General features: G+C 40.3%; 26 protein-coding genes. 15 read left to right on the top strand and 11 right to left on the bottom strand.

The window, feature by feature from the left end; translation table 11 throughout:
- Positions 1–10: 10 nt before the first annotated feature.
- Positions 11–838, bottom strand: coding sequence for a universal stress protein (locus tag J4N25_RS02690; protein ID WP_207420597.1), 828 nt, complete (start codon positions 836–838; stop codon positions 11–13).
- 187 nt (positions 839–1,025) lie between these two features.
- Between J4N25_RS02690 and J4N25_RS02685 the strand changes: the two genes are divergently transcribed.
- From J4N25_RS02685 to J4N25_RS02670, 4 genes are all read left to right on the top strand, one after another.
- Positions 1,026–2,123 (top strand): spore photoproduct lyase family protein, encoded by a 1,098-nt coding sequence (locus J4N25_RS02685; protein WP_207420596.1) that lies wholly within the window; start codon positions 1,026–1,028, stop codon positions 2,121–2,123.
- A gap of 63 nt (positions 2,124–2,186) precedes the next feature.
- Positions 2,187–2,417 carry a hypothetical protein gene (locus J4N25_RS02680; protein WP_207420595.1) on the top strand — a complete coding sequence of 77 codons (231 nt, stop codon included), beginning with the start codon at positions 2,187–2,189 and terminating at the stop codon, positions 2,415–2,417.
- A gap of 32 nt (positions 2,418–2,449) precedes the next feature.
- Positions 2,450–3,304, top strand: coding sequence for a CvfB family protein (locus J4N25_RS02675; protein WP_207420594.1), 855 nt, complete (start codon positions 2,450–2,452; stop codon positions 3,302–3,304).
- Positions 3,305–3,403: 99 nt separating this feature from the next.
- Entirely contained in the window at positions 3,404–4,249 is an 846-nt protein-coding gene (locus J4N25_RS02670) for a DUF2911 domain-containing protein (RefSeq protein WP_207420593.1), read from the top strand.
- 30 nt (positions 4,250–4,279) lie between these two features.
- On the opposite strand, the gene J4N25_RS02665 is transcribed toward J4N25_RS02670, so the two are convergent.
- The gene (locus tag J4N25_RS02665; RefSeq protein WP_207420592.1) at positions 4,280–5,950 is read right to left on the bottom strand and encodes a sodium:solute symporter family protein; all 1,671 of its coding nucleotides are present in this window, start codon (positions 5,948–5,950) and stop codon (positions 4,280–4,282) included.
- 120 nt (positions 5,951–6,070) lie between these two features.
- Positions 6,071–8,512: a PIG-L family deacetylase gene (locus J4N25_RS02660; RefSeq protein ID WP_207420591.1), complete on the bottom strand. Its 2,442-nt coding sequence runs from the start codon at positions 8,510–8,512 to the stop codon at positions 6,071–6,073.
- Positions 8,513–8,653: 141 nt separating this feature from the next.
- On the opposite strand from J4N25_RS02660, the gene J4N25_RS02655 reads away from it, so the two are divergent.
- Together J4N25_RS02655 and J4N25_RS02650 are read left to right on the top strand one after the other, a co-directional pair.
- Positions 8,654–8,947 (top strand): hypothetical protein, encoded by a 294-nt coding sequence (locus J4N25_RS02655; protein ID WP_207420590.1) that lies wholly within the window; start codon positions 8,654–8,656, stop codon positions 8,945–8,947.
- Positions 8,934–9,401 carry an XRE family transcriptional regulator gene (locus tag J4N25_RS02650; RefSeq protein WP_207420589.1) on the top strand — a complete coding sequence of 156 codons (468 nt, stop codon included), beginning with the start codon at positions 8,934–8,936 and terminating at the stop codon, positions 9,399–9,401. Before J4N25_RS02655 ends, J4N25_RS02650 begins: the two co-directional genes overlap by 14 nt.
- Positions 9,402–9,455: 54 nt before the next feature.
- Here J4N25_RS02650 and J4N25_RS02645 read toward each other — a convergent pair whose 3' ends face one another.
- The 7 genes from J4N25_RS02645 to J4N25_RS02615 form a co-directional block, all read right to left on the bottom strand.
- Positions 9,456–10,148, bottom strand: coding sequence for a DsbA family oxidoreductase (locus J4N25_RS02645; protein ID WP_207420588.1), 693 nt, complete (start codon positions 10,146–10,148; stop codon positions 9,456–9,458).
- A 27-nt stretch (positions 10,149–10,175) separates the two neighbouring features.
- The gene (locus J4N25_RS02640; protein WP_207420587.1) at positions 10,176–10,829 is read right to left on the bottom strand and encodes an NAD(P)-dependent oxidoreductase; all 654 of its coding nucleotides are present in this window, start codon (positions 10,827–10,829) and stop codon (positions 10,176–10,178) included.
- 48 nt (positions 10,830–10,877) lie between these two features.
- Positions 10,878–11,285, bottom strand: coding sequence for an RrF2 family transcriptional regulator (locus tag J4N25_RS02635; protein ID WP_207420586.1), 408 nt, complete (start codon positions 11,283–11,285; stop codon positions 10,878–10,880).
- A 143-nt stretch (positions 11,286–11,428) separates the two neighbouring features.
- Complete coding sequence (purE, locus tag J4N25_RS02630) at positions 11,429–11,920, bottom strand: 5-(carboxyamino)imidazole ribonucleotide mutase (protein WP_207420585.1); 492 nt, start codon at positions 11,918–11,920, stop codon at positions 11,429–11,431.
- A 20-nt stretch (positions 11,921–11,940) separates the two neighbouring features.
- Positions 11,941–13,080, bottom strand: a complete 1,140-nt coding sequence (locus J4N25_RS02625) for a 5-(carboxyamino)imidazole ribonucleotide synthase (RefSeq protein ID WP_207420584.1) — start codon at positions 13,078–13,080, stop codon at positions 11,941–11,943.
- 57 nt (positions 13,081–13,137) lie between these two features.
- Complete coding sequence (locus tag J4N25_RS02620; RefSeq protein ID WP_207420583.1) at positions 13,138–13,623, bottom strand: NADH-quinone oxidoreductase subunit B; 486 nt, start codon at positions 13,621–13,623, stop codon at positions 13,138–13,140.
- Between the two features lie 4 nt (positions 13,624–13,627).
- Positions 13,628–14,215, bottom strand: a complete 588-nt coding sequence (locus tag J4N25_RS02615) for an NADH-quinone oxidoreductase subunit A (protein WP_207420582.1) — start codon at positions 14,213–14,215, stop codon at positions 13,628–13,630.
- A 227-nt stretch (positions 14,216–14,442) separates the two neighbouring features.
- Between J4N25_RS02615 and J4N25_RS02610 the strand changes: the two genes are divergently transcribed.
- Positions 14,443–15,429: a D-alanine--D-alanine ligase gene (locus J4N25_RS02610; RefSeq protein WP_207420581.1), complete on the top strand. Its 987-nt coding sequence runs from the start codon at positions 14,443–14,445 to the stop codon at positions 15,427–15,429.
- Between the two features lie 154 nt (positions 15,430–15,583).
- A complete protein-coding gene (locus tag J4N25_RS02605; RefSeq protein WP_207420580.1) occupies positions 15,584–15,814 on the top strand; it encodes a hypothetical protein in 231 nt (76 codons plus the stop codon).
- Positions 15,815–15,846: 32 nt separating this feature from the next.
- Here J4N25_RS02605 and J4N25_RS02600 read toward each other — a convergent pair whose 3' ends face one another.
- Positions 15,847–16,794, bottom strand: coding sequence for a Smr/MutS family protein (locus J4N25_RS02600; protein WP_207420579.1), 948 nt, complete (start codon positions 16,792–16,794; stop codon positions 15,847–15,849).
- 129 nt (positions 16,795–16,923) lie between these two features.
- Here J4N25_RS02600 and J4N25_RS02595 point away from each other — a divergent pair, with 129 nt between their 5' ends.
- The 7 genes from J4N25_RS02595 (at position 16,924) to J4N25_RS02565 (ending at position 25,310) form a co-directional block, all read left to right on the top strand.
- Complete coding sequence (locus tag J4N25_RS02595) at positions 16,924–18,741, top strand: MutS-related protein (RefSeq protein WP_207420578.1); 1,818 nt, start codon at positions 16,924–16,926, stop codon at positions 18,739–18,741.
- Between the two features lie 178 nt (positions 18,742–18,919).
- A complete protein-coding gene (locus tag J4N25_RS02590; RefSeq protein ID WP_207420577.1) occupies positions 18,920–19,933 on the top strand; it encodes a glycosyltransferase family 4 protein in 1,014 nt (337 codons plus the stop codon).
- A gap of 34 nt (positions 19,934–19,967) precedes the next feature.
- The gene (locus J4N25_RS02585; RefSeq protein WP_207420576.1) at positions 19,968–21,263 is read left to right on the top strand and encodes a glycosyltransferase family 4 protein; all 1,296 of its coding nucleotides are present in this window, start codon (positions 19,968–19,970) and stop codon (positions 21,261–21,263) included.
- A gap of 110 nt (positions 21,264–21,373) precedes the next feature.
- Positions 21,374–22,102 (top strand): SDR family oxidoreductase, encoded by a 729-nt coding sequence (locus tag J4N25_RS02580; protein WP_207420575.1) that lies wholly within the window; start codon positions 21,374–21,376, stop codon positions 22,100–22,102.
- An 8-nt stretch (positions 22,103–22,110) separates the two neighbouring features.
- On the top strand, positions 22,111–22,680 hold the full coding sequence (locus J4N25_RS02575; RefSeq protein WP_207420574.1) for a D-glycero-alpha-D-manno-heptose-1,7-bisphosphate 7-phosphatase: 570 nt from the start codon (positions 22,111–22,113) through the stop codon (positions 22,678–22,680).
- A gap of 6 nt (positions 22,681–22,686) precedes the next feature.
- Complete coding sequence (gene rfaE2 / locus J4N25_RS02570; RefSeq protein WP_207420573.1) at positions 22,687–24,171, top strand: D-glycero-beta-D-manno-heptose 1-phosphate adenylyltransferase; 1,485 nt, start codon at positions 22,687–22,689, stop codon at positions 24,169–24,171.
- A 5-nt stretch (positions 24,172–24,176) separates the two neighbouring features.
- Positions 24,177–25,310, top strand: a complete 1,134-nt coding sequence (locus J4N25_RS02565; RefSeq protein WP_207420572.1) for a glycosyltransferase family 9 protein — start codon at positions 24,177–24,179, stop codon at positions 25,308–25,310.
- Positions 25,311–25,688 lie beyond the last annotated feature (378 nt).

Raw genomic sequence — 25,688 nt, 5'->3', positions numbered from 1 at the left:
ACTTGCTCGACTATTCTTCGATTTCTTTCAGCAACAATACCGGTTTACTTGAATTCTGCGTCAAGGCCTGTGTTATACTGCTATGAGTTAATCGATAAAAAAAGCTGTGTTTCCCTGGCAATGCGATCACAACTTGTACAGGGTTGTTATCAGCAAACTCAAGGATGCCATCCACAATATTGTCGTTGGACGAATAATTGAGATGGTAATTTTGGTCTTTCAATAATTCCTGAATTCTTGCCTCGACCTCCTCTTTGTTGCCATTAGGATTTGGTTTGGAGCTTACATTAAGTAGTTCTAGCTTTACCTCTTCCTGGCTTTCAATTGCTTTTAAAACGCTTAGCAATGGAAGGTTGGAGAGATCTTTAAAGTTGCAGGGTACCAGAACGCTCTTAATGGTTTGATACTTGCAGGCCGATGGGATTACAAGTACGGGCACAGGACTAGATTTTGCGATAGAAATAACCTCATCTCCGATTAAAGTTTCTTCGTCTTGACTATCGCTGCCTGCAATAATTACGTCTGGTTGAACAGTTACGATAGCCTCGTGAATGGCCCTTAATAGGGAAAAATTACTGGTTGCATATTTTACAATAGTACCAGGCCCTGCAAAGCTTTGTAATTTTTCGGCGATTTCTTGAAGTTCCAGTTCAACATTATGTTGTTGCTCCACTGGTTCATCGGGGCTGGATTGCGAAAAAGAGTCGAATATACTAAGTTCTAATGCCTGTAATATAAAGACCTTTTCCGTCTTCATCTGTTTCAATAAATGACAGGCATAATCTATTGTGTTTCTTGAAGTTGAGGAGGAGTCAAAAGGAATGAGAATGGTTTTCATTTAATAAGAAATATCTAATTAAAAGCGCAGTACGCTTTGTTCCGCAAGTGGTACTATAAATAGTACACTAGTTTCATTGCAAATATGTGATAATTACTTTAATGAATAATACATGGCCAGTTATTATTCCTTTAAATCTTTGCTGCGAGTTTTGAGGTATATGGCTTGCTATTTGAGATGTTAGGGCATGGCTGATACTACAGGACTAATAGAACTACCGGAAATTGAAGCCCAAAAACAAGAAAAGGTTTTTAAGCTTTGGAAGCCGAAAAGAGTTGTGTTCAATGCGGAGACTTTGGAATTACCCTACGGGAAACAACTCTTGCAGCGGATTGATGATCTTCGATTGAAGATTGACATAAGTAAAAACAATCGTGTAACTGGCTTGAAGGGAAAAACTGAAAAAGAGACCTATCAAATAGCCAAGTCTACCATGGCTATTGTTGTTGCCCCTCCGAGCGCTTTTAGGCTGCGTCCCATTCCACCCTCTGCCGATTGGCAATTCCATCTTGCCGAAGGTTGTCCTGCCCATTGTCAATACTGTTATCTTGCTGGCAGCCTCTCTGGTCCGCCTGCAATAAGGGTATTTGCAAATCTTCCTGATATCCTCGAAAACGTTAAGAACTATATTGACCCCACAAGATTCACAACTTTCGAAGCAAGTTGCTACACAGACCCCTTAAGTCTTGAGCATTTAACAGGAGGTCTTGCTCAAACCATTAGTTTTTTTGGTGGATTAGGCAACGTTCAGCTACGGTTTGTAACTAAATTTGATGCGGTAGACTCTCTGTTACCGCTCGATCATAATGGAAATACCCGCGCCAGAATAAGTCTTAATGCCAGTTCTGTTGCAAGAAAGCTCGAAAGCGGAACCCCTAATATCGCTTCCAGGATAAAGGCCCTGAGAAAATTGGCTCTGCCAAAAGCAGAAGGTGGTGGTGGATACCCGGTAGGAGTGGTATTGGCGCCTATTATGCCCATTCCTAATTGGAAGGAGGAATATACTGATTTGTTAAATCAGCTTGAGACGTCAATTAATTTTTCTTGTGATCTGACTTTTGAGCTTATTACCCACCGGTTTACTCCCGGCTCTAAAGATATTCTCCTAAAGTGGTATCCTAATACTACCCTTGAAATGGATGAGAGCCTTCGGATTGTAAAGAAAAATAAATTTGGAGGAACAAAATATGTATACCCTAAAGAAATGATGAAAGAACTGAAGGAGTTCTTTTACCAGGAAATTTCTCGAAGGTTTCCTAAGGCAGATATACTATACTGGACCTAGACATTTTCGAGTGGAAAACTTCCTGTCATCTAAAATACCTTAAAGTATATATTTGCTTCTGCTATGACAGATTTTAAGGTAGAGTTCGAGAATCGTTTTTACACAACATATTTAGAAAGCAGTGAGGTATCTGCAGATCGCGTTGAAGTAAAAATCATTATGTATAGTACTGTTTATGCAATTTGGAAAGATAAAAATACCGGTCAGTGGCATAACCATATAAGTAAATTTGAGTTAAGCCACGGGCTGCTCAAAGCGGTGGGCGAGAAGCTGGATGAGTTTTTGAAGTTATAATGTTAGCTTTGCGAGAAACGTAGCTGAAGAAAATGCAAATAGGTTTATATAACAATCTAACTATACTGGGAAAAAACGCCGAAGGTCTTGTTTTAACAGACGGAACTGAAACAGCCTTGCTGCCTTACCATCAGGTAAGCGATGATATCGCCATTGGAGAATCCCTTTTTGTTTTTGTTTATCACAATAAGGAAGGCAATTTGGTTGCAACGTTAGACCGCCCCCTGGCATGTGTTGGAGATTTCGCCTATTTAAAAGTGGTAGGAGAAAATGAAAAGGGTGTTTTTCTTGATATCGGGATAGATAAAGACGTTTTCGTGCCCAAGCGCGAGCAGAGAAAGCCAATGCATGGGGGAGAGAGTTATGTTGTTCATGTATTTTTAGATGAAAGGGATGAACGCATCACTGCCAGCTCTTACCTGGAAGAATTCGTCGAAATAGATCCCTCAGAATTAGAGGAGGGTGAAGAGGTTAGCTTATTGATAGCCGAAAGCAGCGATTTAGGGTACACCTGCATCATAAACAATAAATATATTGGCTTACTGTACCGGAACGAAGTGTACGAGGATGTGGAAATAGGAGAGTCGCGGGTTGGTTTTATCCGGAAGATAAGGGAGAATAAGAAGATAGATCTCAGTTTACGACCCATTGGTTTCGATTTTATTCTTGAATCACGAGACACATTGCTTGATATATTGAAGGCGAACGGAGGCGTGCTGCAGCTAGGAGATAAAAGTGCCCCGGAAGATATCAGGCATCATTTGAAAATGAGTAAGAAGGCCTTTAAGCAAGCGGTGGGTGGGTTATATAAACAGAGGCTCATTACTATTTCTGATTACGAGATACGTTTGAATGAAAACAGCGAAGAAGAAGAGCAGGGAGATTAGTCTCCTGTCTTTCTCATCTCTATCACATTTTCATTACCCAGATAGCACTTTTTCAAATGTGTTTTTAACTTTGAGGAAATCACCAAACACAAATAAAACATGAATTTAAAAAGAGGATTAGCATCTACTTTTTTAGCTGTTGCATTAACAGTAAGCAGTTACGCCCAGGACCTGAAACTTCCTGCTCCTAGTCCCACCCAAACTATTAATCAAGATTTCGCCCTATCAAACATCTCTATCAATTATTCTCGTCCCGGCATGAAGGGAAGAACTATTTTCGGAGATCTGGTTCCTTACGGACAGGTATGGAGAACAGGTGCAAATTCTCCAACAAAGATTAAGTTCGGAGAGGACGTTAGTATTGAGGGGAAAGCAGTGCCGGCCGGAGAATACGCTTTGTATACTATTCCTGGTCAGTCTGAATGGACTTTTATTCTAAGTAAGAATCTGAAATTATGGGGATCTATGGGCTATAACCAGGCAGACGATTTACTTCGTTTTACTGCAAAACCACAAACTTTACCTTTTTCAGTGGAGAACTTCACTATATTATTTGGTAGTCAGACTGCTAACACGGTTGATGTTCAGTTGTTATGGGCTAATGTAGCCGTAGGATTCAATGTAAAAGCAGACATTGATAATAAGATCCGTGCTAATATAGACGCAGCAATGCAGGGTGAGAAAAAACCATACTTCCAAGCTGCCAGCTATTATTACGAGAAAGGTCTAGATATAAATAAAGCCTTAACATGGGCAAATGAAGCTGTGAAAGCTCAACCTGATGCATACTGGGTTGAACATTTAAAAGCGAAGATCCAATTGAAAAAAGGCGATAAAAAAGCAGCCATTGCAAGTGCTGAAAGCTCTATGAAAAAGGCAGAAGCCCAGAAAAATCCTGACTATGTAGCTTTGAATAAAAAGCTGATAGCCGAAGCAAATAGATAATTTTCAAATAGGAAAATGAAAGCCGGGTCTCTAAGGACCCGGCTTTTGCATTTTCTGAATCAGTAATCCAAAGCCAATTACCAAAGCACAGCCTAATACGTTTAGCCACAAATAAGCCATTACCTCGTAGTAGTATGCCAGGCAAACAAGTATTTCTGTGATTATAGCAGCGTAGAAGACTGCCTTTCCCATTATATTTTTGAAATAGAAGGCCACAACGAATATACCGAGGATGGTCCCGTAAAATAAGGAGCCAAGGATATTTACAGCCTCAATAAGGTTTCCCATCTTCCCTGCGTACAATGCCATTCCAATACTCACCAGCCCCCATACCACTGTACTAGCCCGGGAGAATCGATAGTACTGCAACTCCTGCGCGTTTGGGTTAATTAGTCTTTTGTATATGTCTATTGAAGTTGTAGAGGCCAGTGAATTAAAGGCGCTTGCTATTGAGCCCATAGAGGCAAGAAAGATAATTGCTATCAGGAGACCAACCAAGCCTTTGGGCAAATATTGAGTAACGAAGGTTAGAAATACATAGTTGGTGTCGTTCGTATTGGCCAACGAGCTGTTTTTTTCCATTAATTCAAGCGCTTGATCTCTTACCGACTTCATTTGGAGATCTGCAGCCTTTACTTGAGCATTTAATGAAGTATTCGTAATATCTTTATCAAAGGCAGTTACCAATTTCCTTCTCTCTTCGAATGCCTTTGAATACTTCATTTCCAGGGCTTTGAATTGATTAGAGTACGGAGAATCATAAATCCTGTTCACCTCGTAACTATTAAAGAAGATCGGAGGGCGGTTGTATTGGTAAAAGGTGAACACGAGAACACCTATCAGAAGGATCAGGAATTGCATGGGAATTTTGATCAATGCATTCATGATGAGGCCCAAACGACTTTGGTTTACGGAACTTGCAGTTAAGTATCTGCCAACCTGGGACTGATCGGTGCCGAAATAGGAGAGTTGTAAGAAGAAGCCGCCAATAATACCACTCCAAACATTATAGCGGTTCTCCCAGTCGAACTTCCAGTCTATTACATTCATCCTGCCCATGCTACCAGCGATATGCAGCGATTTACCAAGGCCAACATTCTCTGGAAGTAGATGAACTACAACAACACCTGCAATAAATAAGCCGCTAAATATTACACTCATTTGCAATAACTGGGTATACGAGACTGCTTTAGTTCCTCCATAAACCGTATAGACAATCACAAGTCCCCCCATAAACAGCGTTGTATACATAGGGTTCAAATGCAAAATTTCCGACAGGATCATTGCAGGAGCATATATCGAGATACCTGTTGACAAGCCCCGCTGTATGAGGAATAAAAAAGCAGTGAAGACCCGAGTCTTAAGGTCGAAGCGTTGCTCAAGGAATTCATAAGCTGTAAAAACCCGGAGCTTATGGAATATCGGCACGAACGTAATACAGAGGACGATCATCGCCAAGGGAAGTCCGAAATAAAATTGAACGAACCGCATTCCATCAGAATATGCTTGTCCCGGTGCTGAAAGAAAAGTAATAGCACTAGCCTGGGTTGCCATAACAGAGAGGCCTACGTGATACCAGGGAAGGGACTGGCCTCCGAGAAAGTAGGAGTCGAGGCTCTTACCACCGCGACTCTTATAAATGCCATAGATGACAATAAGCAAAAGCGTGGCACCAAGAACCAGCCAGTCAAGTACACTCATGAATAGATTTCAGTTATTATTGAAAAGCCAAATATCAGGAATATCAACCATAGGATAATAAGCCAGTAGAACTGTTTCCAGGATTTTATAAATGGAGGTAAACCTTCTCTGTTTTCCATATTATTTGGTTATCAGGTTCACGAACAAGCGGTAGGCCCCTGATACACCAGCAGGAAGTTGCCGGAAAAATGCTAGTCCGGTATACACGAACCTACCTTTACCATAATCTGCCACAATCAATGATCCAGTCTGCTCTTTTTCTCCTGTGTCTTTCATCGACAGTAATGCTTGATACTTTTCATTTAAGTTTGTAGTGTAGTAAATGCCCCTTTCCTGGATCCAATTTTGAAAGTCAGCCTCAGTTATCTTGTTTGGATAGTTGAAGATCCGGTTGGCAGGTTGTAATATCGTTACCTTTGCATCCTCCTCTGTTACCCTATCCCTCGAAATTCCAAAAGGGAATGGCCCTATATTATTCAGCACTAGAGGCTGACTTACGTTATATTGAACAAGGAGTATTCCACCGTTTTCTACATATTTAAGAAGCTTAGCATTAAGTTGCTTCATCTGAGGCTCAATGTTATACAAGCGTACTCCCGTTATAATCGCATCAAATTTGCTCAAGTCCATGGCAGAAGCCTGAGCAGCTGTTAAGGAAGTAACAGAATATCCAATTTGCCTAAGTGCATCAGGAACAAGATCTCCCGCTCCCGGAATATAAGCAATATTTCTACCTTCTGTTTTGATATCAAGCTTGATCACATTTGCTTCCGACTCTGGAAACCAGGTAATTGCTGGTATATGGTTATATTGAATGGTATGGAGTGCTTTACTGAAAGAGCCTTCAGCCATCTTAATCTCTGCTTTTAGTTTTCCTGATTCTGCCTTTGCTTCGGGGCTTAGCGTGAAAGTAAATGTTTCTTCATCTCCCTTGTTGGCTAGTTGGAAAGCAGCAGAAGATGGTTGTATTTTCCATCCCCTAGGAAGAGAAACATTTAAGACGCCGCTGGCTTTGTCTTTAAATGCTTTTAGTTTTATCGCAACCTCCTTGGGTTTATTGTCTGAAAACAAGTATTGGGAGCTTTGTATTTCTGATATTACCGGGGGAGTTACCTCTAAATTCCGATAAACCTCGCCCCGTATTGGATCTGTAAATTTATAGACAACTGGTCTTCGGAATGAAACGTCCTTTCCAGCTATGTTTAAAGTAAAACTTAAAGTTAGGGGATTAGGGTTCTCTGGGTTTCCAATCAGGTCGTTGTCTTTAATAGTATATTCTCCGATGCTGTGCTTTTCAGCTAACCAGTATGGCTGACTAAGTTGATTTGCCTTTACTGATCCCTCAATCGTTTCTAGCTTGTTAGAAGTTAAGGTAACGTTTTGGCCAAGCTGCTTTCCATCATGAAATATAGTTAAAGCAGGGTTTAAGTTATAACGGGAAATGGCTTGAATGCGTAAAGGAACACCTTCACCTATTGATACGAACGGCTGAGTAGAGTAAGCTTCAACCCAAATACCTGCAGCTGCAAGAATAAGGTTAGCTACCTCCTTTAGTTTCCTATCTTTAAATTGATTATCATTCGTCAAGGAAAGTAAGGAGTGAAGTTGTATTAAGTCTGGTACGGATTGTTGCGGAGCCTTAATATCATAATTCTGGTTAATTTTATTGATCAGAGTCCTGATCTCGGTTCCATTCTTAATTCTACCCCAGCTTAAGTCAATGTCATCAAGAATATCGTTCTTAGCCCCGGGTCCGTTCAATAATGCAAAATATTCATAGGCTTCTCCTCTTTGTTTAGCAACACCGAAGCCCTGTGATTTATGTTGAGAACGGCTTTCTGATGCTATCTCGCCGTACGATTTCCCCAGAAGAGCATTATAACCTCCTACATCTATCTTCATCTGATCTTCGCTCGTTGTATTATTCCCGCCAAAATTAAAGGTGTTCCAATAGATCCTCTTTGTTTTCCAGGGTTGCACCTTTTTCAATTGCTCTGGGAAACGACCAGGGTCTGCGGCGGCAACAAAGGCTTCCTGTGCTAACAGTGAAGAGGCTGCATGATGACCATGTCCTGCTCTGGCATCTCCGGGAAACCTGGTGATGATAACATCTGGTTTGAACTTTCTGATCACCCAAACGACATCAGCCAGGATTTGCTCTTTATTCCAGATCCTGAATGTTTCTTCTGAGGTTTTTGAGAAACCAAAGTCATTAGCTCTGGTAAAGAATTGTTCTGCTCCGTCAATTCTCCTGGCTGCCAATAATTCTTGTGTACGGATCAAACCTAATTGCTCTGCCTGTTCAGACCCTATAAGGTTTTGTCCTCCATCTCCGCGAGTGAGGGATAAATAACCCGTTCTTACCTTTCTTTCCGAAGATAAATAGGATAAGAGGCGAGTGTTTTCATCATCCGGATGAGCAGCAATATAAAGCACGCTACCCGTCACATTCAGTTTTTCCAATTGTAACTTAATCTCTGAAGAAGAAAGCTGAATAGAGGTTTGAGCGTTTATAGAAGAGGAAAGCAGAAGCAGAGCAAATAACGAGAGTTTGACGTTCATTCTTGACGGTGAGTTTAAGGGGCTAAATTTAGACAGTGTTTTGGAAATATAGTTCTAATCCTGTAAGTGAATTGTAAATTGTTTTCAGGCAAATTACCACGATTTTTGCAAACTATTTTGCTGCGCTGTTATTAAGTTGTTATGGAAAATTTCACAACGCAATTCTATTTAAGCGGTGCCACAACCACCGTCACGGTACGGATAGCTTCAGAAAAGGAATTCGACTTTGTGCTACATTTTGCCGACGAATTCGATGGGGGAGATTTAACACCTTCTGAAAAGGAAATCGATGGAACTTTACTAAAAAAAGAAGATGGTAGCTGGGTACAGGAAGAAGGTGGAAAAATCCATCTTGCCGAGCATGACGTGAAAAGCCTTGGAGAGGCAATTGATAATGATTATTTAAACGCACAACCTAAGAATGACGGTAATTAAGGGTATAGATAAATTACAGGGAATTATAGCAGATCAGGAAATATCTCAACTGAACAAGGCTGCAACAACACATAAAAAATTTTCCAATATTGTATTTGAGATAGAAGATGTTGGTGAGAATGAGCTTACCATTCTGGTAGAACAGGAACAAAACTCTTCCGGAAATTATGCAAATCAGCGAACTCTGATTAAAAGAGTACATGAGGTTTTCGATAAGGTCGTTCCTTCTTCAATTCAGTTGAATGTGAAGGCTCAGGAATATTTCGAGTCACCTACAACAAAAGTAACACCTCAATGGATTGAGCAGCAGATGTTGGATAAGGAAATAAGAATTAAGCAGATAGCCTTTGATACTGGAATTAATAAGTCGGATATATCAGCATGGTTGAACGGGATAAAACCAATGTCTCAAATTGTAAAGGCTCTGTTTTACTATTACTTCAATAGTAAATAGAAGAGTACAAAAAAATAAGGTCGACCTGGAGCCGGCCTTATTTTTTCAGATAGTCTAATCGCAGCTTCCATCTACATCACAACTGTTGCCAGTTATTACCTCCTTAAGCTGAGTTTCTTCCTGTGCAACTTTTGCCAAAACATCTGCAAACACCTCACTTGGCTGAGCCCCGGAGACAGCGTATTGCCGGTTAAATACAAAGAAAGGGACTCCTCTAACTCCCAAAAGCTGAGCTTCCTCTATGTCTTTTTGCACCTCAGCAGCATAAATGCTGTCATGGAGGGCTTTTCTTGCTTCATCTTCATTCAAGCCCAGATCTGATGCTATATTTACTAAAGTTTCTATATCGCCTATATCCTTTCCTTCTGTAAAATACGCCTTAAATAGAGCTTCTTCGGTAGCGTCCTGCAAGCCATGCTTTGAAGCAAAATGAGTAAGTTTATGTGCAGTTAAAGTGTTAGCCACTTTGGCCTTATCGAAATTATATTCAAGTCCTACTTCAGATGCTGCCTGTGTTACACTTTCATGCATTCTCTCCGAATGTTCAATGCTGATGCCCTTTTTCTCTGCAAGGTTTTCTATTACAGAAACTCCGGGAGCAGGCTGAGTAGAAGGATCAAGCTGAAAGCTTTTCCATACAATCTCTACGCTTTCTTTTCCGGCAAATTTGTCAAGCGCCTGTTCAAACTTTCGTTTACCAATGTAGCAGAACGGGCATACTACATCCGACCATATTTCTACTTTCATGATTTCGTTTTATGTAATAATACTGCTCTAGTAGGCAGCTGTAAATCTTTGGCGGATATGATTCCCTTGCTCTAATTCATCAATGATCGCCAGGGCTAGATCTTCAACGGAAAGAACACTTCTGCCTTCCTCGTCAAAAACAGGGTTATCCAATCCCTTTCTGTAAGTTCCTCTTTTAATGCCTGAAGTTCCCTGGTGCATTTCAAATGCCGGGCAAAATAAAGTCCACTCGAGATCCTGCTCATTTTTCAAATGAAGCATATAGTCCCTTGCTGCTGTTGCTCCTGGTTTAATCGCTTCCGGAAAGCCTGGCGCATCCACAGCCTGTAATCCGGGTGCTACATCCAGACTTCCGCCACCACCGATAGCAATGTAGCGTTTAACACCAGATTGTCTTACCGCTTCTTGTATGGCCTTTGATCCGTTAAGGTGGTCTTCATAGATATTAGGATTCGTCCAGCCAGGATTATAGGCACTGATTACAGCATCATGGTCCTTTAAAATATCGGCCAATTCCTCGGTCTTAAAAATATCTGCTTTAGTTAGTGTCAGTTTCTCATCCTCTACCTGAAGGTCACCCGGATTACGACTTATTGCCGTTACTTTATGACCTCTTTCTAATGCTTCCTTCAAAATGGCTGAGCCTACAAATCCAGTGGCTCCAATTAATGCTACGTTCATTTTTTGATTTCTGTTATAAAACTTGTTACAGTTATGGTTAAAAAAATATTAATCGAATTGTTTACAGAAGCTTGCCAGTGAAATCCCTTTCAATTTTTGGATCAGTCCTTCTTCTGCCTCATTGTAAATAGTATCCAAATGTTTATTGATCTGATTTCCAACCGGGCATTTTTGATTGGTATCATTAAACTTACCAAGCAGGGAAGGTTGCCTCACTGCATTGTAGATATCTGAAAGTAAAATTTCTTTTTCAGACTTCGCTAGGGTGCAGCCACCATTTTTTCCTTCCTTACTAGCCACCAATCCCATTGCTTTAAGGTTGCTTAGCTCTTTTCTAATTATGGCAGGATTGATATTGATGCTCCCTGATATATACTCGGAAGACACTAGTTCACCCTTCTGTAGTGCCAGAAGAACCATAATATGCATGGAAGTAGCGAAGCGGGTATTGTTCATACTGTAATTATAAATATTACAGTACAAAAATATAGATTGAGGTCTGGGAAAAGATCATTAAAAAGTAAGATTCATAAAAATAAAAGCCGGATAGAGGTCTATACTCATCCGGCTTTAGCTATCCAGGGTTATCCTTTTTAATTCTATTTTGCCTGTGCTTCGAGCTCTTTGGCAGTTTCCTCAATTTTCTTCTTCAACGACTCTTTATAATCTTTTAAACGCTGCGCAAGGGCATCGTCAGAAGTTCCGAGGATTTGAGCCGCTAACAAACCTGCATTCTTTGCTGCGTTTAGGGCAACAGTAGCAACTGGTATTCCGTTCGGCATTTGAAGGATAGAAAGAATTGAGTCCCAGCCATCAATTGAATTAGATGATTTAACAGGAACCCCAATAACAGGTAGATGAGTTATAGATGCAACCATTCCTGGCAAATGAGCTGCACCTCCTGCACCTGCAATGATCACCTTTAAGCCTCTGTCGGCCGCTGTTTTTGCATATTCAAACATTCGTTCAGGTGTGCGATGTGCTGATACGACTGTAATTTCGTAATCGACACCTAACTCTTTTAATGCATCAGCAGCATCCTGCATTACAGGTAAATCTGATTTGCTGCCCATTATTATGCCTACTTTCATGTATTCTATTAAATTTCTTGCTATACTTTCACTTTCAAGGTCTGTTGAACGAAACGTGCTTTTGAAATAGCCTCTTCTCGATTTTCGGCTACTACCGTTACGTGACCCATTTTCCGGAAAGGTTTTGTGAATTTCTTACCATAGAGGTGAACATAAACACCGTCGTGTTTAAGTATGTCACCCATGCCTTCATAATCTGCTAAGCCTTCATAACCTTTCTCCCCAAGCAGATTAATCATTACCGCATTTCCAATAGGAGAGGTATCACCTAATGGAAGATTGAAAATAGCCCGAAGATGCTGCTCAAACTGAGAAACGCGATTTCCCTCGATAGTTTGATGCCCGCTATTGTGCGGCCTGGGAGCTAGCTCGTTTACTAATAGCTGTCCATCCTTGGTCAGGAACATTTCAACAGCCAAAAGACCGCATATCTTAAAAGTTTCCGCTACTTGAAGTGCAAGTTGTTCAGCTTGCTTTTGGATTTCTAAGGGAAGGCTTGATGGAGATATAAGGAATTCAACCAGGTTGGCTTCGGGATTAAATTCCATTTCAACAAGAGGGAAGGTTTTAGTGTTGCCCTTTTCATTCCGTGCAACGATCACCGACACTTCTTTTTCGAAATCAATCCATTCTTCAATAAGACTTGGAGCCTCAAATGCATTTTCGAAATCCGCTTCCGACCTTACTTTATAGACGCCCTTTCCATCGTACCCATCTTTACGTAATTTCTGAATATAAGGGAAATTTAAGTTGGCGTTTTTGAGTCCCTCCTTGTTTGACACCAACTGAAAAGGAGCTGTTGGAATATTATTCTGCTTGAAGAATTCTTTCTGCAGGCCTTTGTCCTGGATCAATCGCAGGATACGAGGCTGAGGGTAAACCGTAATGCCCTCATCTTCCAGTTTTTGCAATGCATCAACATTAACCTTTTCAATTTCAATTGTGACAAGGTCGCACTGTTTACCAAAATTATAAACTGTCTCAAAATCAGTTAAAGATCCCTGAACGAACTTCTCGCACATCTTTTTACAAGGTGCTTCAGGGTCGGGATCCAGGACGCGAATATCCACGTTATAGTTGATGGCTTGCTGAATAAGCATACGACCCAATTGGCCTCCACCCAGAACACCTACACGTAAATCGCCATAAAAAGCTTTCATAGCTGCAAGTTTAGCCTAAATCTGTGAAAAATACGAATCGAATAAGAGAATGGAAACCTACTTTGAAGTCAAAATACTTTCTTCCTGAATTTTTTTCTGAAGTTCAAGGATACTTCCAATAAGGGCTTCAGGACGTGGAGGGCATCCCTGAACATATACGTCTACCGGGATTATCCGGTCAACACCCTTTACCACATGATACCCATGCTGCCAGTAAGGTCCACCACAATTTGAACATGAACCCATAGATATGACATACTTCGGCTCGGGCATTTGCTCATATAATCTTTTAATCCTTTCCGCCATCTTGAAGGTAACAGTACCTGCAATAATTATCACATCTGACTGCCTTGGGGAAGGACGGGGAAAAACACCAAAACGATCCAGATCGTAAGTAGAAGCCATCGATCCCATCATCTCAATAGCACAACAGGCGATACCAAAACTCACCGGCCAGAGGGAAGACAGACGAGCCCAATTCAACAGGTCATCAAGCTTGGTGACTATCACACCGCCATCTTGTTGCATATTATCCAGACTCATATTCTTATCCTTTTCTGAAAGTTGGTTTAAAACCTGGTTTCGGACTGGTTGTAGCTACTGCTGCAGTGTCTTCTTCAGGTTGTGGTTTTACGCCCTCAAGGCTAAATTCTTTTACTTTATATGTTTCGTTATTAATACGATCGTAAACGGATTTTGGTATAGCTACATCAACATGAGGGAGCTTTTGTTCCGGCTTGATCCAGTCCAGATCTCCTCTCTTCCAAACATAAACCAGGCCAATAATTAGTATTCCTACAAAGATGAACATTTCGATAAGTGTTAACCATCCCCACATAGGTTCTGCCGCTAGTAATGATTTTTGCCCGAAAACCGTTGTCCAGGGAAAGATGAATACCATTTCAACGTCGAAAAGCAGAAATATAAGGGCGATTACATAGAACCGGGAGTTAAACTGTACCCAGGAGTTACCTGTTGGTTCTTCCCCACATTCGTAAGATGTAAGCTTAAGGGGCGTTGGTTTATTTGGTGCTAATACCTTCGATAAAAATAGTGTACCGCATACCAAAAGTATCCCTATTATTAAAAAGATTAAAATCTTACCAAACTCAGTGAGCTGAGACGTTTGATCCATGCAGCAAAATTAATAAATATGTTTGGAGTTGCGTGTTTGGAGTTGTTGGGAAGTCAGAATATAGTTTGACCGGAAGTCGAAAGCTGGATTTGACACAGCTATGCAACCGTAAATCGTAAATTTTAAAGCTCTGCAATCGTAAATCGTAATTCTTAAATCGTAAATTCCAGAGCGCTGCATTCGTAAATCGTAAATCTTAAATCGTAAATTCCAGTATCTTTGGCCTTATGAAGAAAACAATAGCTCTTGTAACAGGCGGACTTACCAACGAGTCGGTGATCTCTTTAAAAAGTGCAGCTGTTATTGACAAAAATTTGGATAGGGATAAGTTCAATGTTTATAAAATTATAGTCGACAAAGATGGCTGGTATCATGAAGATGAATCAGCAAGGCGAATAGCAATTGATAAGAACGATTTCTCCCTTACGATAAACGGAAGTAAGATTACTTTCGACGGCGTATTTATTGGGCTGCACGGTTCTCCGGGAGAAGACGGTAAACTTCAGGGCTACTTCGATCTTTTGAATATCCCTTATAATACATGTGATGCCCTAACCTCTGCTATCACAATGAATAAAGGTTATACTAAAGCTGTGGTGAATGGTGTACCCGAATTAAATATCGCGAAATCTGTGCAGCTGTTATCAAATACTGCAAATGCTGCTGACGAAGTTCTCTCTACCTTGAAACTACCCGTATTTGTAAAGCCGAACAATGGTGGAAGCAGTATCGGTATGAGCAAGGTTAAGACCGCTGAAGAGTTACCTGAAGCATTAGATAAAGCTTTTGCTGAAGATTCTCAAGTGCTTGTAGAAGAGTTTATTAAAGGAAGAGAATTTACTATTGGCATATATAAAGGTAAGGATGGAATAAAAGTACTTCCTGCAACCGAGATTATAAGTACTAAAGAATTTTTTGACTTTGAAGCGAAGTATACAACGGGAGTTACTGAAGAAATAACTCCAGGACGGATGACCGAAGAGGAGAAGGCACGTGTTGAACGGATCGTTGAAGGTGCCTATAAAAAGCTGAATTGCAATGGGGTTGTTCGTATTGATTATATTTTGCAGGAAGGAACAAACGACTTCTATTTCATCGAAGTAAACACTGTTCCCGGTCAAACTGAAAATAGTATTATTCCTCAGCAGGTACGTGCGGTAGGAAGAACTATCAAAGATTTTTATTCTGAATTGCTTGAAGTTAGTTTAGGTTAATTTCGTTTATTTCGCTTCAATACTTCATTTAAAAAAGGCTCGATTTCTTTCGAGCCTTTCTTATACAGCTAACCTTGTAACATTTGTTCCTTTTTTCCGTATGTATTTGTCTCCTTACCGGTCCTGTTTGAACACAGGGCTGATCAACAAATATATGGTAGAAGTTCTAAGAGAAAACTGGGAATTCATACTTTACGAACGCAGAGGATCTTTCTACTTGTTCATCGTAAATGGGCAAGGGACCTTATCAGAGGTTACCTATATGCTTAATGTTGATGAAGTGGAGATCTTTAAGGAAAGGGGAACTCTATTTTTGATCGAAAAGGTCAATTCAATCAGGGCCTCACTTCGCCAGGCTCCGCGCTTGTATTTACCTTCATTTTAGTATTTTACCCGCAATCCGTCAATATAATTATCCTATTTTAATACAACTTCCGTTGCTCCATATCCGAATTTTTCCTTATGAGCATCCATAAATGTTTTTACCTGCTGATGTTTACTTACAACTTTTTGAATTTCATGTCTCAGCGTACCATTACCTACGCCATGTATAAAGATAATGGAAGGAAGCTTATGAACAATCGCAGCGTCGAGGGCCTTTTTAAAATGATCCATCTGGATCTTTAGCATCTCACGATTACTTAAAAACTGGTGATCATCCCTTAACTTCTCAATGTGAAGATCCACTTCTTTCGCCGGCTTTGCTATTTCCTTTTTTTCTTCTTTAGGTTTAAAAAAGCTCTCTTTAAGTTTCTCTACATCTACTACTAATTCGTCTTCATCGAGTCTTAATAGCCAGCCCTGTTGGTGTTTAAGTAGAGGTACTTGCTTTTTGGCCCCTGAAAAGTCTTTTGCTTTAAATTTCTCCTTAAATACCAGCGGTTCAGGCAACACTGTTTCCTGTGTGCTGTAATAGCTGATCTGGAATTGGAAGTCGGGCCAGTTGTTCAATTCGGGCAAGCTGGCTGTGTAAACCTTAACAGTAGAATGCCCTCCTAAAATTCCCGCGTAAAAGCCTTTATATTTACCATTCTTCTCCGTGTTCAGCGATAGTAGAAGTTGAAATGAGGTTTCATTTACTATATGGAAATGCACCACAGAACCTTTATTTGGATCTGTGATCACTGCCAGGTGAATGCCTTTTAAAATGAAGTCTTCGGGCTTGATCGGTTTTTCTGCAACTACCTGACTTTCTACGCCTTCTTCCATCCGGCCGTATACACGGGTAACTTTACTGGCTAAAACAGGAATTTCAAAATCGTCATCCCCGGTTACGCCGATCATTTCATCGTTAATTATACGCGTAATATAGCCCTCGCGTTTCTCCTCAACAAACCGTACAAACTCTCCTAATCTATAATCCATATATTAATTTCATCTGATAGCCCAATTTCTGGGGATGATAATCAGCGAAGGTAAACAGTTGCTAAATATTCAGGGTAGATTTTCTGTAATAAATTAGACATTTGTAGCAGCAGGAACTCAGAAAGCAACATGAACCAGAAGGATTCTATTAATTTTTACACCGATCAAATTAAACAGGCCAAACGGTCTGTCTCGCATTTTGAAAAGCTCATTAATACGTATTCCTTTCTCCGGCTTTTTGTGATAGCAGCAGTTCTTGCAGCAATCTATAAATCTGTACAGGCTGAAAGTGTAATACTTACAGAAGTTTCTATACTTGGAGGCGTAATCGCTTTTGCTTTTTTAGTAAGTAAGCAAGCTGGGTTTGAAAAGAAAAAAGCTTTTCATTTGAATCTGAAGATAGTTAATGAGAATGAGGTAGAGAGTGTACTGAATCAAAAGAATATTTACAACCAGGGACTAGAGTTTATCGACGACACTCACGTGTATACGTCAGACCTTGATATTTTCGGAAATGCCTCTCTTTATAATCTTCTAAACCGTTGTGCTACTGTTGCTGGTAATAAAAAATTATCTAGCTGGCTTAAAGAGAGAACTTCCACCAGCGAGATCCTTTTAAGACAGGATAGCGTGAAGGAGTTGGCCTCAAAGAAGGAATGGATGCAAGACTTCAAGGCGAAGTTGATCTTCGCGAAAGAGGATAAGATGAATGAAGTCTCCAAGCTCCTTAATTATTTAGGAACTCCCTTAGAAACTTTTAACCCCGCATTAAAAAGGTATATTTCCATAACACCTTTTGCTACTACAGCCCTTGTCGTGGGAGCTTATTTTTACCCGTTGCTTACCACCCCCGCAATTTTGTTGGGCCTAATCAATATGGCTCTTGTTTTTTTTAACGCTGCGAAAGTAAATCGTGCAGACCAATTTGTAGGCAAGGCTGGAAAGGTGCTATATCACTATGCTGAAGCTTTCCAAAAAATTGAAGAAGAGGACTTTCATTCCGGTTATATAAAGTCATTAAGTTTAAAGGCTAACGAAGAGAAAGTATTCCATAAGCGTTTTAAAGAACTATCCATACTGGCCGGAAAGCTGGAATATCGTTTAAACATCTTCATAGGTCCAGTTTTAAATTTTCTACTTGCATGGGATTTGCGCCAAATGATTGCCTTGGAAAGGTGGAAGCAGGAGAACCGTGAAAGCGTTGAAAACGTTTTTGATGATCTCGCAACGGTTGAGAGCCTTGTCTCTCTTGCAAGTCTGCATCTTAATTATCCGGCTTGGAGTTTTCCGTCAATAGACGCTGAAGATGGTTATACTTTTTCAGCTAGGGATCTTGGACATCCGTTGCTAGATGAAAGCAAAAGGGTTCTAAATGATTTCCAGCTAACAGATGAATTTAAAATAGATATCATTACAGGTTCTAATATGGCTGGTAAAAGTACCTTTCTAAGAACCTTAGGTATTAATGGAGTTTTGGCATTAGCAGGGGCACCTGTTTGTGCAAGGGAAATGTCAGTTAGCAATATGCTGATATTTACCTATATGAGGATAAAAGATTCCCTCAACGAAAGTACTTCCACTTTTAAAGCCGAGCTTGATAGATTGAAGCTGCTCTTAGAGACTTTGAACAATGACTCTAAAGTCTATTTTTTGATAGACGAGATGTTAAGGGGAACAAATTCTGTCGATAAATACCTTGGATCAAAAGCTATAATAGAACGCCTGATTTCAGAAAAAGCCGTAGGGATTGTTGCCACTCATGATCTTCAGATCGCACGCCTCGAGGACAAATATCCTAACTATATCAGAAATTTTTATTTTGATATTCAAGTCAGGGGAAAGGAAATGCTCTTCGATTATAAGATTAAACCAGGAGAATGCAAAACGTTTAACGCCTCAATCCTATTGAAACAGTTGGGGATAAGATTTGAGGAAGAGGAAATTTGATAGATCTTTTCTTTCATTACCCTTTATTTTTTTAATTATAAACGACTTTTTATTCATTTTTTCACCCGTATTTATACGCTTTTTTGTTGGTAAATTTTGCATTGTGAATAAAAATTGCTTCATTTTTTAAACTCTTAAAGCCACAGTAGTGTTATGTGTGTATTATCTAGAGATACATATGCAAAACACACTGGTCAATAATGCTAAAGAAAAACGCCCTAAAATATTTACCTGGCACATACATGGAACCTATTTATATTACTTATCACAAGGGAACTACGATCTATATATTCCAACCAAAGAAGATAATTCAGAAGGGTATTACGGTAAAGGAACAACTTTTCCTTTTGGGGAAAATGTTCATGAAGTTCCTGTAGAAGAAGTTAAAAACCTTCAATTTGATTGTATCCTATTTCAATCTCATAAAAACTACCTGAAAGATCAGTTTGAAATCCTAACTGCAGAACAAAGGGAATTACCAAAAATATACCTTGAACATGATCCTCCGCGTGAAGTTCCGACTGACACTAAGCATCCTGTTGATGATCCGGAAATGCTTATTGTTCACGTAACTCACTTTAATAATTTAATGTGGGAAAACAATCGTACACCTACAAGAGTTATAGACCACGGTGTAGTTGCTCCGAAAGCTACTTATACAGGTGAGTTGGAGAAAGGGATAGTAGTAATCAACAATATACAAAAACGAGGCCGCCGCTTAGGTTTAGACGTGTTTCTAGAGCTTAAAAAGAGAGTTCCGCTTGATTTAGTGGGGATGGGTGCAGAGGAACTGGGTCTTGGAGAAGTTAAACATCAGCAACTACCTGAATTTATCAGTAAATACCGTTTTTTCTTTAACCCAATACGTTACACCAGTCTTGGTCTATCAATTTGCGAAGCCATGACGATCGGAATTCCTGTAGTAGGGTTAGCAACAACAGAATTGGTTACTGTAATTCAAAATGGTGTTTCGGGATACATTCATACAGACATAAACTATTTAGCTGATAAAATGAATGAACTGTTGAAGAAACCCGAGCTGGCAAAACAACTAGGTGCAGAAGGACAGAAGATAGCGCTTGATCGTTTTAACATTAGCCGCTTCGCCCGCGACTGGGAAGAAACTTTTGATCAGGTTATTAGCCGCACAGCTTCACAAAAAAGACCTGTATACATCGAATCCGAAGCCTAGAGGATTTCAGATGTTGATCTAAATATTGAAAAACATGAAGAAGAAAATTGCTTTTATTAGTGAGCATGCATCTCCTTTGGCGACGCTGGGGGGAGTGGATAGCGGAGGACAAAATGTATATGTGGCCGAATTAGCTAAATTCCTTGCAAAAACAGATCATCTCGTTGATATTTTCACCCGCTGGGATAATGCGGAATTACCGGAAGTAGTAAACTGGCTGCCTGGAATCAGGGTGATCCATGTTAAAGCTGGTCCCGTTGCTTTCGTAGCAAAAGAGGAATTACTACAGTACATGCCTGAATTCAGAAACAGCATGCTCGAATTTATGGTTGCTGAGAGAAATACTTACGACCTGATTCACGCTAACTTTTTCATGTCGGCAAAGGTGGCCATGGAGCTTAAGGAAATCCTTGAAATTCCATTTGTAGTAACCTTCCATGCACTTGGACAAGTTAGGCGGATACATCAAAAAGATCAGGATAAGTTTCCGATCGAACGTCTGTTTATTGAAGAAGAGGCAATACAAAAAGCTGATAAGATCATAGCAGAATGTCCTCAGGATAGGGAAGACCTGATTAATCTTTACGGCGCATCTGCCGAGAAAATTACCGTTATACCTTGTGGCTTTAGTCCCCAGGAGTTTTACCCTGTAGATAAGATAGCAGCACGCAAGTTCCTTAATCTGGATGTGAACGAAAAGATCCTGCTTCAGCTTGGACGTATGGTTCCAAGAAAAGGAGTGGATAATGTTATCAGATCGCTGAAATACCTTTGTAAGAGCACTGAAAATGTAAGGCTTGTTATTGTAGGAGGTGAAACAGACGCTCCGGATCCTTTAGCATGTCCTGAAATAGCGCGGCTGCAAGCTTTGGCAGAGAAAATGGGCGTAGCAGCAAACATTACTTTCGTAGGCCGCAAAAACAGGAACGTGCTCAAATACTATTATGCTGCAGCTGATATTTTTATAACTACTCCATGGTACGAGCCTTTCGGAATCACACCATTAGAATCAATGGCTTGTGGCACACCGGTTATAGGTTCTGAGGTGGGTGGAATAAAATACAGTGTAATTGATGGAAAAACGGGCTTTTTAGTAGCGCCAAATGATCCTGCATCTCTTGCTAAAAAAGCCGAGAAGATACTCTCTAGCCGAGCACTCTTGCAATCCATGAAGGTTAATTCCTTGAAACGCGTAAATTCTATGTTTACATGGGAGAACGTAGCAAGAATGACCAGCAATCTTTATGAGCGTGTATTGCTGGCTACTTACCAGTCGACCTACGACTCTCAACCTAAAATTAAGATCAGTAAGAAGAGCCAGGCAGCTTGATTATTATCAAACATGTTGAATTGAACCTTTTAGTAACATAATATATTAACAACGCTATACAATAAAATAAAACAGCGTAAGCGGGAGGCTTTCGCAACTACTAAAGAACTATGAACAACACATTAGAAGGAAAAACTGTATTAGTAACTGGAGGTGCCCAAGGCCTCGGAAAAGAAATAACAGCAACCCTGGCAGAAGCAGGTGCAACTGTGGTAATCGGAGATATTCAGGCCGAAAAGGCAGAATCACTCGTTGCCGAGCTTACACAAGCAGGACAGAAGGTTGCCTTTAAACACCTGGATCTAAGCGACGAAAATAGCGTGGAGCAGGTAATTAATGAGATAAAACAAGAATATGGCTCTTTCGATGTGCTGATCAATAACGCTGGTATTGACTTTACAAAAGCAATTACAGAGCTTTCTGTATCTGAGTGGGATGCTGCTATGAAGGTGAATCTTCGCGGACCGTTTTTAACATCGAAGTTTGGTTTGGCAGTAATGGGAGAGCAAAAGAGTGGGTATATTATCAATATTATCTCCACTGCGGCTTTAAGAGCATGGACAGAAGCTTCTGTTTACCATGCAAGTAAATGGGGATTAAGAGGCTTTACCCAAGCACTGTTCACCGAAGCCCGTAAGGTAGGTGTTAGAGTTACAGGTTTGATTGCAGGCGGAATGCGTACGCCATTCCTTTTGGATCGTTTTCCTGATATCAACCCGGAGGTGTTACAGGACCCAAAAAATGTTGCTGTCCAGATCAAACAGTTATTGCAAAATAACACAGATAGTGTTGTACCTGAGCTGATGGTGATTCCTGCTTTGGAAACATCCTGGCCATAATCTCTAAAATGAACTCTGCGGTTTTTTTAGATAAAGACGGTACTTTAATTCCGGATGTACCCTACAATGTAGATCCGGAATTGATTGTTTTACAAGATAATACAATTGAAGGTCTTAAGAAATTAAAAGCAAAAGGCTATTTGCTGATTGTAATATCCAATCAGGCGGGAGTTGCCAGAGGCCTGTTTAAAGAAGAAGCTTTACACTTTGTAAAAGAGAAACTTCAGCAATTGTTGCAATCAGAAGGAGTTGAACTAGATGGCTTTTACTTCTGCCCACACCACCCTGAGGGTACAGTAAGGGAATACTCAATGGACTGTAATTGCCGCAAACCAAAGGCGGGTATGTTCCTTAAAGCAGCAAAAGATTTCAATATCGATCTTAGCAGATCATGGATGATCGGTGATATCCTTCATGATGTAGAAGCTGGAAATAGCGCCGGATGTAAGAGCATACTGATTGACAATGGTAATGAAACAGAATGGTATATGAATGAATTTCGCAAGCCGGACTATTTGGCCAATAATATAAATGAGGCGGCAAATCACATTCTATATATTGCTAAAAATCTATCCTGAAAAATTATGAAATCTTCCTATCAACATATAATCAATAACTTCAATAACAGTAAGGTGCTGGTTATTGGCGACGTTATTTTAGATGCCTACCTAAAAGGTGATAGCACCAGACTGTCGCCTGAGGCACCTGTACCGGTAGTTAATGTTCTAACTAAGGAGGAGGCTGTTGGTGGCGCAGCTAATATTGCTCTTAACCTTTGTGCATTAGGAGCTGATGTCACTTTTTTGTCGGCGGTAGGTTCTGATGAAGAGGGACAAAGGGCAATAGATATTCTTAGTGGAAAAGGTATAGGTACTGATTATATTGTTAAAGAGGAAGGAAGACGTACTACGGTTAAAACGAGGGTAATGGCAAAAGCACAGATCCTCGCTCGTTTTGATCAAGGAACCCAGCATCCCATTTTGTTGGATACGCAAATGAAACTTGAAAAAGTATTGCTTGAAAGGTACGACGATTTTGATGCAGTTGTTATCGGCGACTATTACCAAGGTATTTTAACACCCTATATTGTTTCAGTTCTTCAGAAGTTACAGGAAGTTAGCCAGAAGCTTCTTTCGGTCGATTCTAAAGAGCTAACAGCATTCGCAAAGCTCCGGCCTACTTTAGTAAAGCCGAACTATTTCGAAGCAATGAAGCTTGCGGGACTTGATTTCATTCCATCAAACAGGGTAAGGCAGGCAGAAACCACTGGAAAGATTTTGCATGAGAAAACGGGAGCTGAAATAATCGCACTAAGTCTCGATGCTGAAGGAGCACTTATTTTTGAAGATGGAGATCTTTCATACCGTGCAGATGCATATAATGTCCCTGCTCCAAACGTTGTAGGTGCCGGAGATACTTTTATCAGTGCGTTTACCCTCTCATTAATAAATAGCGCTGATATTGGTTCAGCAACCGAGCTCGCTATTGCAGCTGCAACTGTTGCCATCCAGAAAGAGGATACAGCTCCTTGTTATAACTCCGAGCTTAAGGCTTTCTTCACTTCAAATAGCAAACTAGTTTCAGATGCTGCAGAGCTTCAACAAATTACCGAAGTTTACCGTTCACAAGGTAAAAAGGTCGTCTTTACTAACGGTTGCTTTGATATACTTCACAGTGGACATGTTAGTTATCTTAACAGATCTAAAGAGCTTGGTGATGTTTTGATCGTTGCTCTTAACTGTGATGAAAGCGTTCAGCGTTTAAAAGGTCCTGATCGTCCTATTAATCCTCTTGATGATCGTATCGAAGTTTTGTCTGGCTTAAGTGCAATTGATCATGTTGTTTCTTTCGGGCATCAAAACGAGGATTCTCCTGTAGAATTGATAAAAGCTGCTCGTCCTGATATTTATGCAAAAGGAGGAGATTATACGAAAGAAACTTTACCTGAAGCTAGTCTTGTTGAAGAGTTAGGGGGTAAAATTGAGTTTGTTTCTTTTGTTCCCGATCATTCTACAACCCGGATCATCCACCGAATAAACAATGGCGGACAACTAAAACAGCCAGCATAGAGGTTATGGTTGCAAGCGACTGGAATTCATGCCGGAACATTTTGGTGATTCGCCCTGATAATATGGGCGATTTATTGATGTCTTCGCCCGCGATCAGAGCATTAAAAGATAGTTTTGGAGCCAGGATAACAGTTCTTACCTCTTCAATGGCAGCAGGAATTGCAGGGATGATACCTGAAATTGATGAGGTTATGGTATATGATGTTCCCTGGGTGAAATCTAATGAGGCTGCTAATGCAGAGTCTTTCTCAGAAATTATCTCCCTCATAAAAGCTAAAAATTTTGATGCTGCCATAATTTTCACCGTTTACAGTCAAAATCCCTTGCCAACCGCAATGCTAGCTTTCCTGGCTGGGATCCCCAGACGCCTCGCATATTGCCGGGAGAACCCATACGGATTGCTTACAGACTGGTTTCCCGACCCAGAGCCTTTCACTATCATCAAACATCAGGTAAGAAGGGATTTAGATTTGGTTGCTTCTATAGGTGCAACTACCGAAAATGATCATCTTTCGTTACAAGTAGACACCCGCGTATCTTCAACTCTTGAAGCCAAGCTAGAGCAAGAAGGGGTAGATGTCTCAAAACCCTATTTAATTCTGCATCCTGGTGTAAGTGAAAAGAAAAGGGAGTATCCTCCGCAGGATTGGATAGAAACAGGAAAATTACTGGCGCAAGGTCATCAATTACTAATAACAGGAGGGCCATCAGAACGAGAACTAACTGAGGGAATACGATCTGGCATTGGACCTAATGCATTTTCCCTTGCCGGGAAAATCAGTTTGAAAGAGTTTATTTTCTTAATTGATAAGGCGAGTTTGGTGATATCAGTAAATACCGGTACCATTCATATCGCTGCGGCTACGTGTACGCCTTTAGTTGTTCTCTATGCATTTTCCAATCCTCAGCACTTTCCATGGAAGTCGTCAGGATGTGTATTACTGTATGACATTCCACAGGAAATAAGAAGTAAAAATGAAATTATAAGATACGTGAATGAATTGTACATTCCCGCAAAGGAACGGTCAGTTTCTCCTGATGACATTGTCAGGGAAACGCAACAGATCTTAGCAGGAAAAGGGAAGGCGATAGTAGAAATGCCACAAGCACTTGAAGAGTTACCTCATCCTACACTATAGCGTGCCTATACATCATTATTGATTATTTACATTGATTTAGGTTTGTTCTTCAATTTAGGATTAACCAGCACGAACCTTTTAGTTGAACATTTTGCGCAAAAAAACACTCTAATTGGAATAAAACCTAGAAATTTTTTAAACCAGTTCCATCTGTGAATTTGGTAATGATATATGGTATTACATTTTCTGCACCTTAAATCCTCTAAATACATCCAGGTAGGGTTAGTGTGGCTATAAAAATAATAACTTTATTGTGAACAACTGAAAAACTCGAACTAGAGCAGGCCACAACCACCATAGCGAGTGTTGAAAATCCTTCTTCAGGACTGTAACGGGATTTTGTTGAAAAAGTTTGTAGTGGGGTATTTGAAGCTTTTT

The sequence above is a fragment of the Desertivirga brevis genome (genome assembly GCF_017355835.1).
This window is presented reverse-complemented; position numbering and strand designations above follow the sequence as displayed.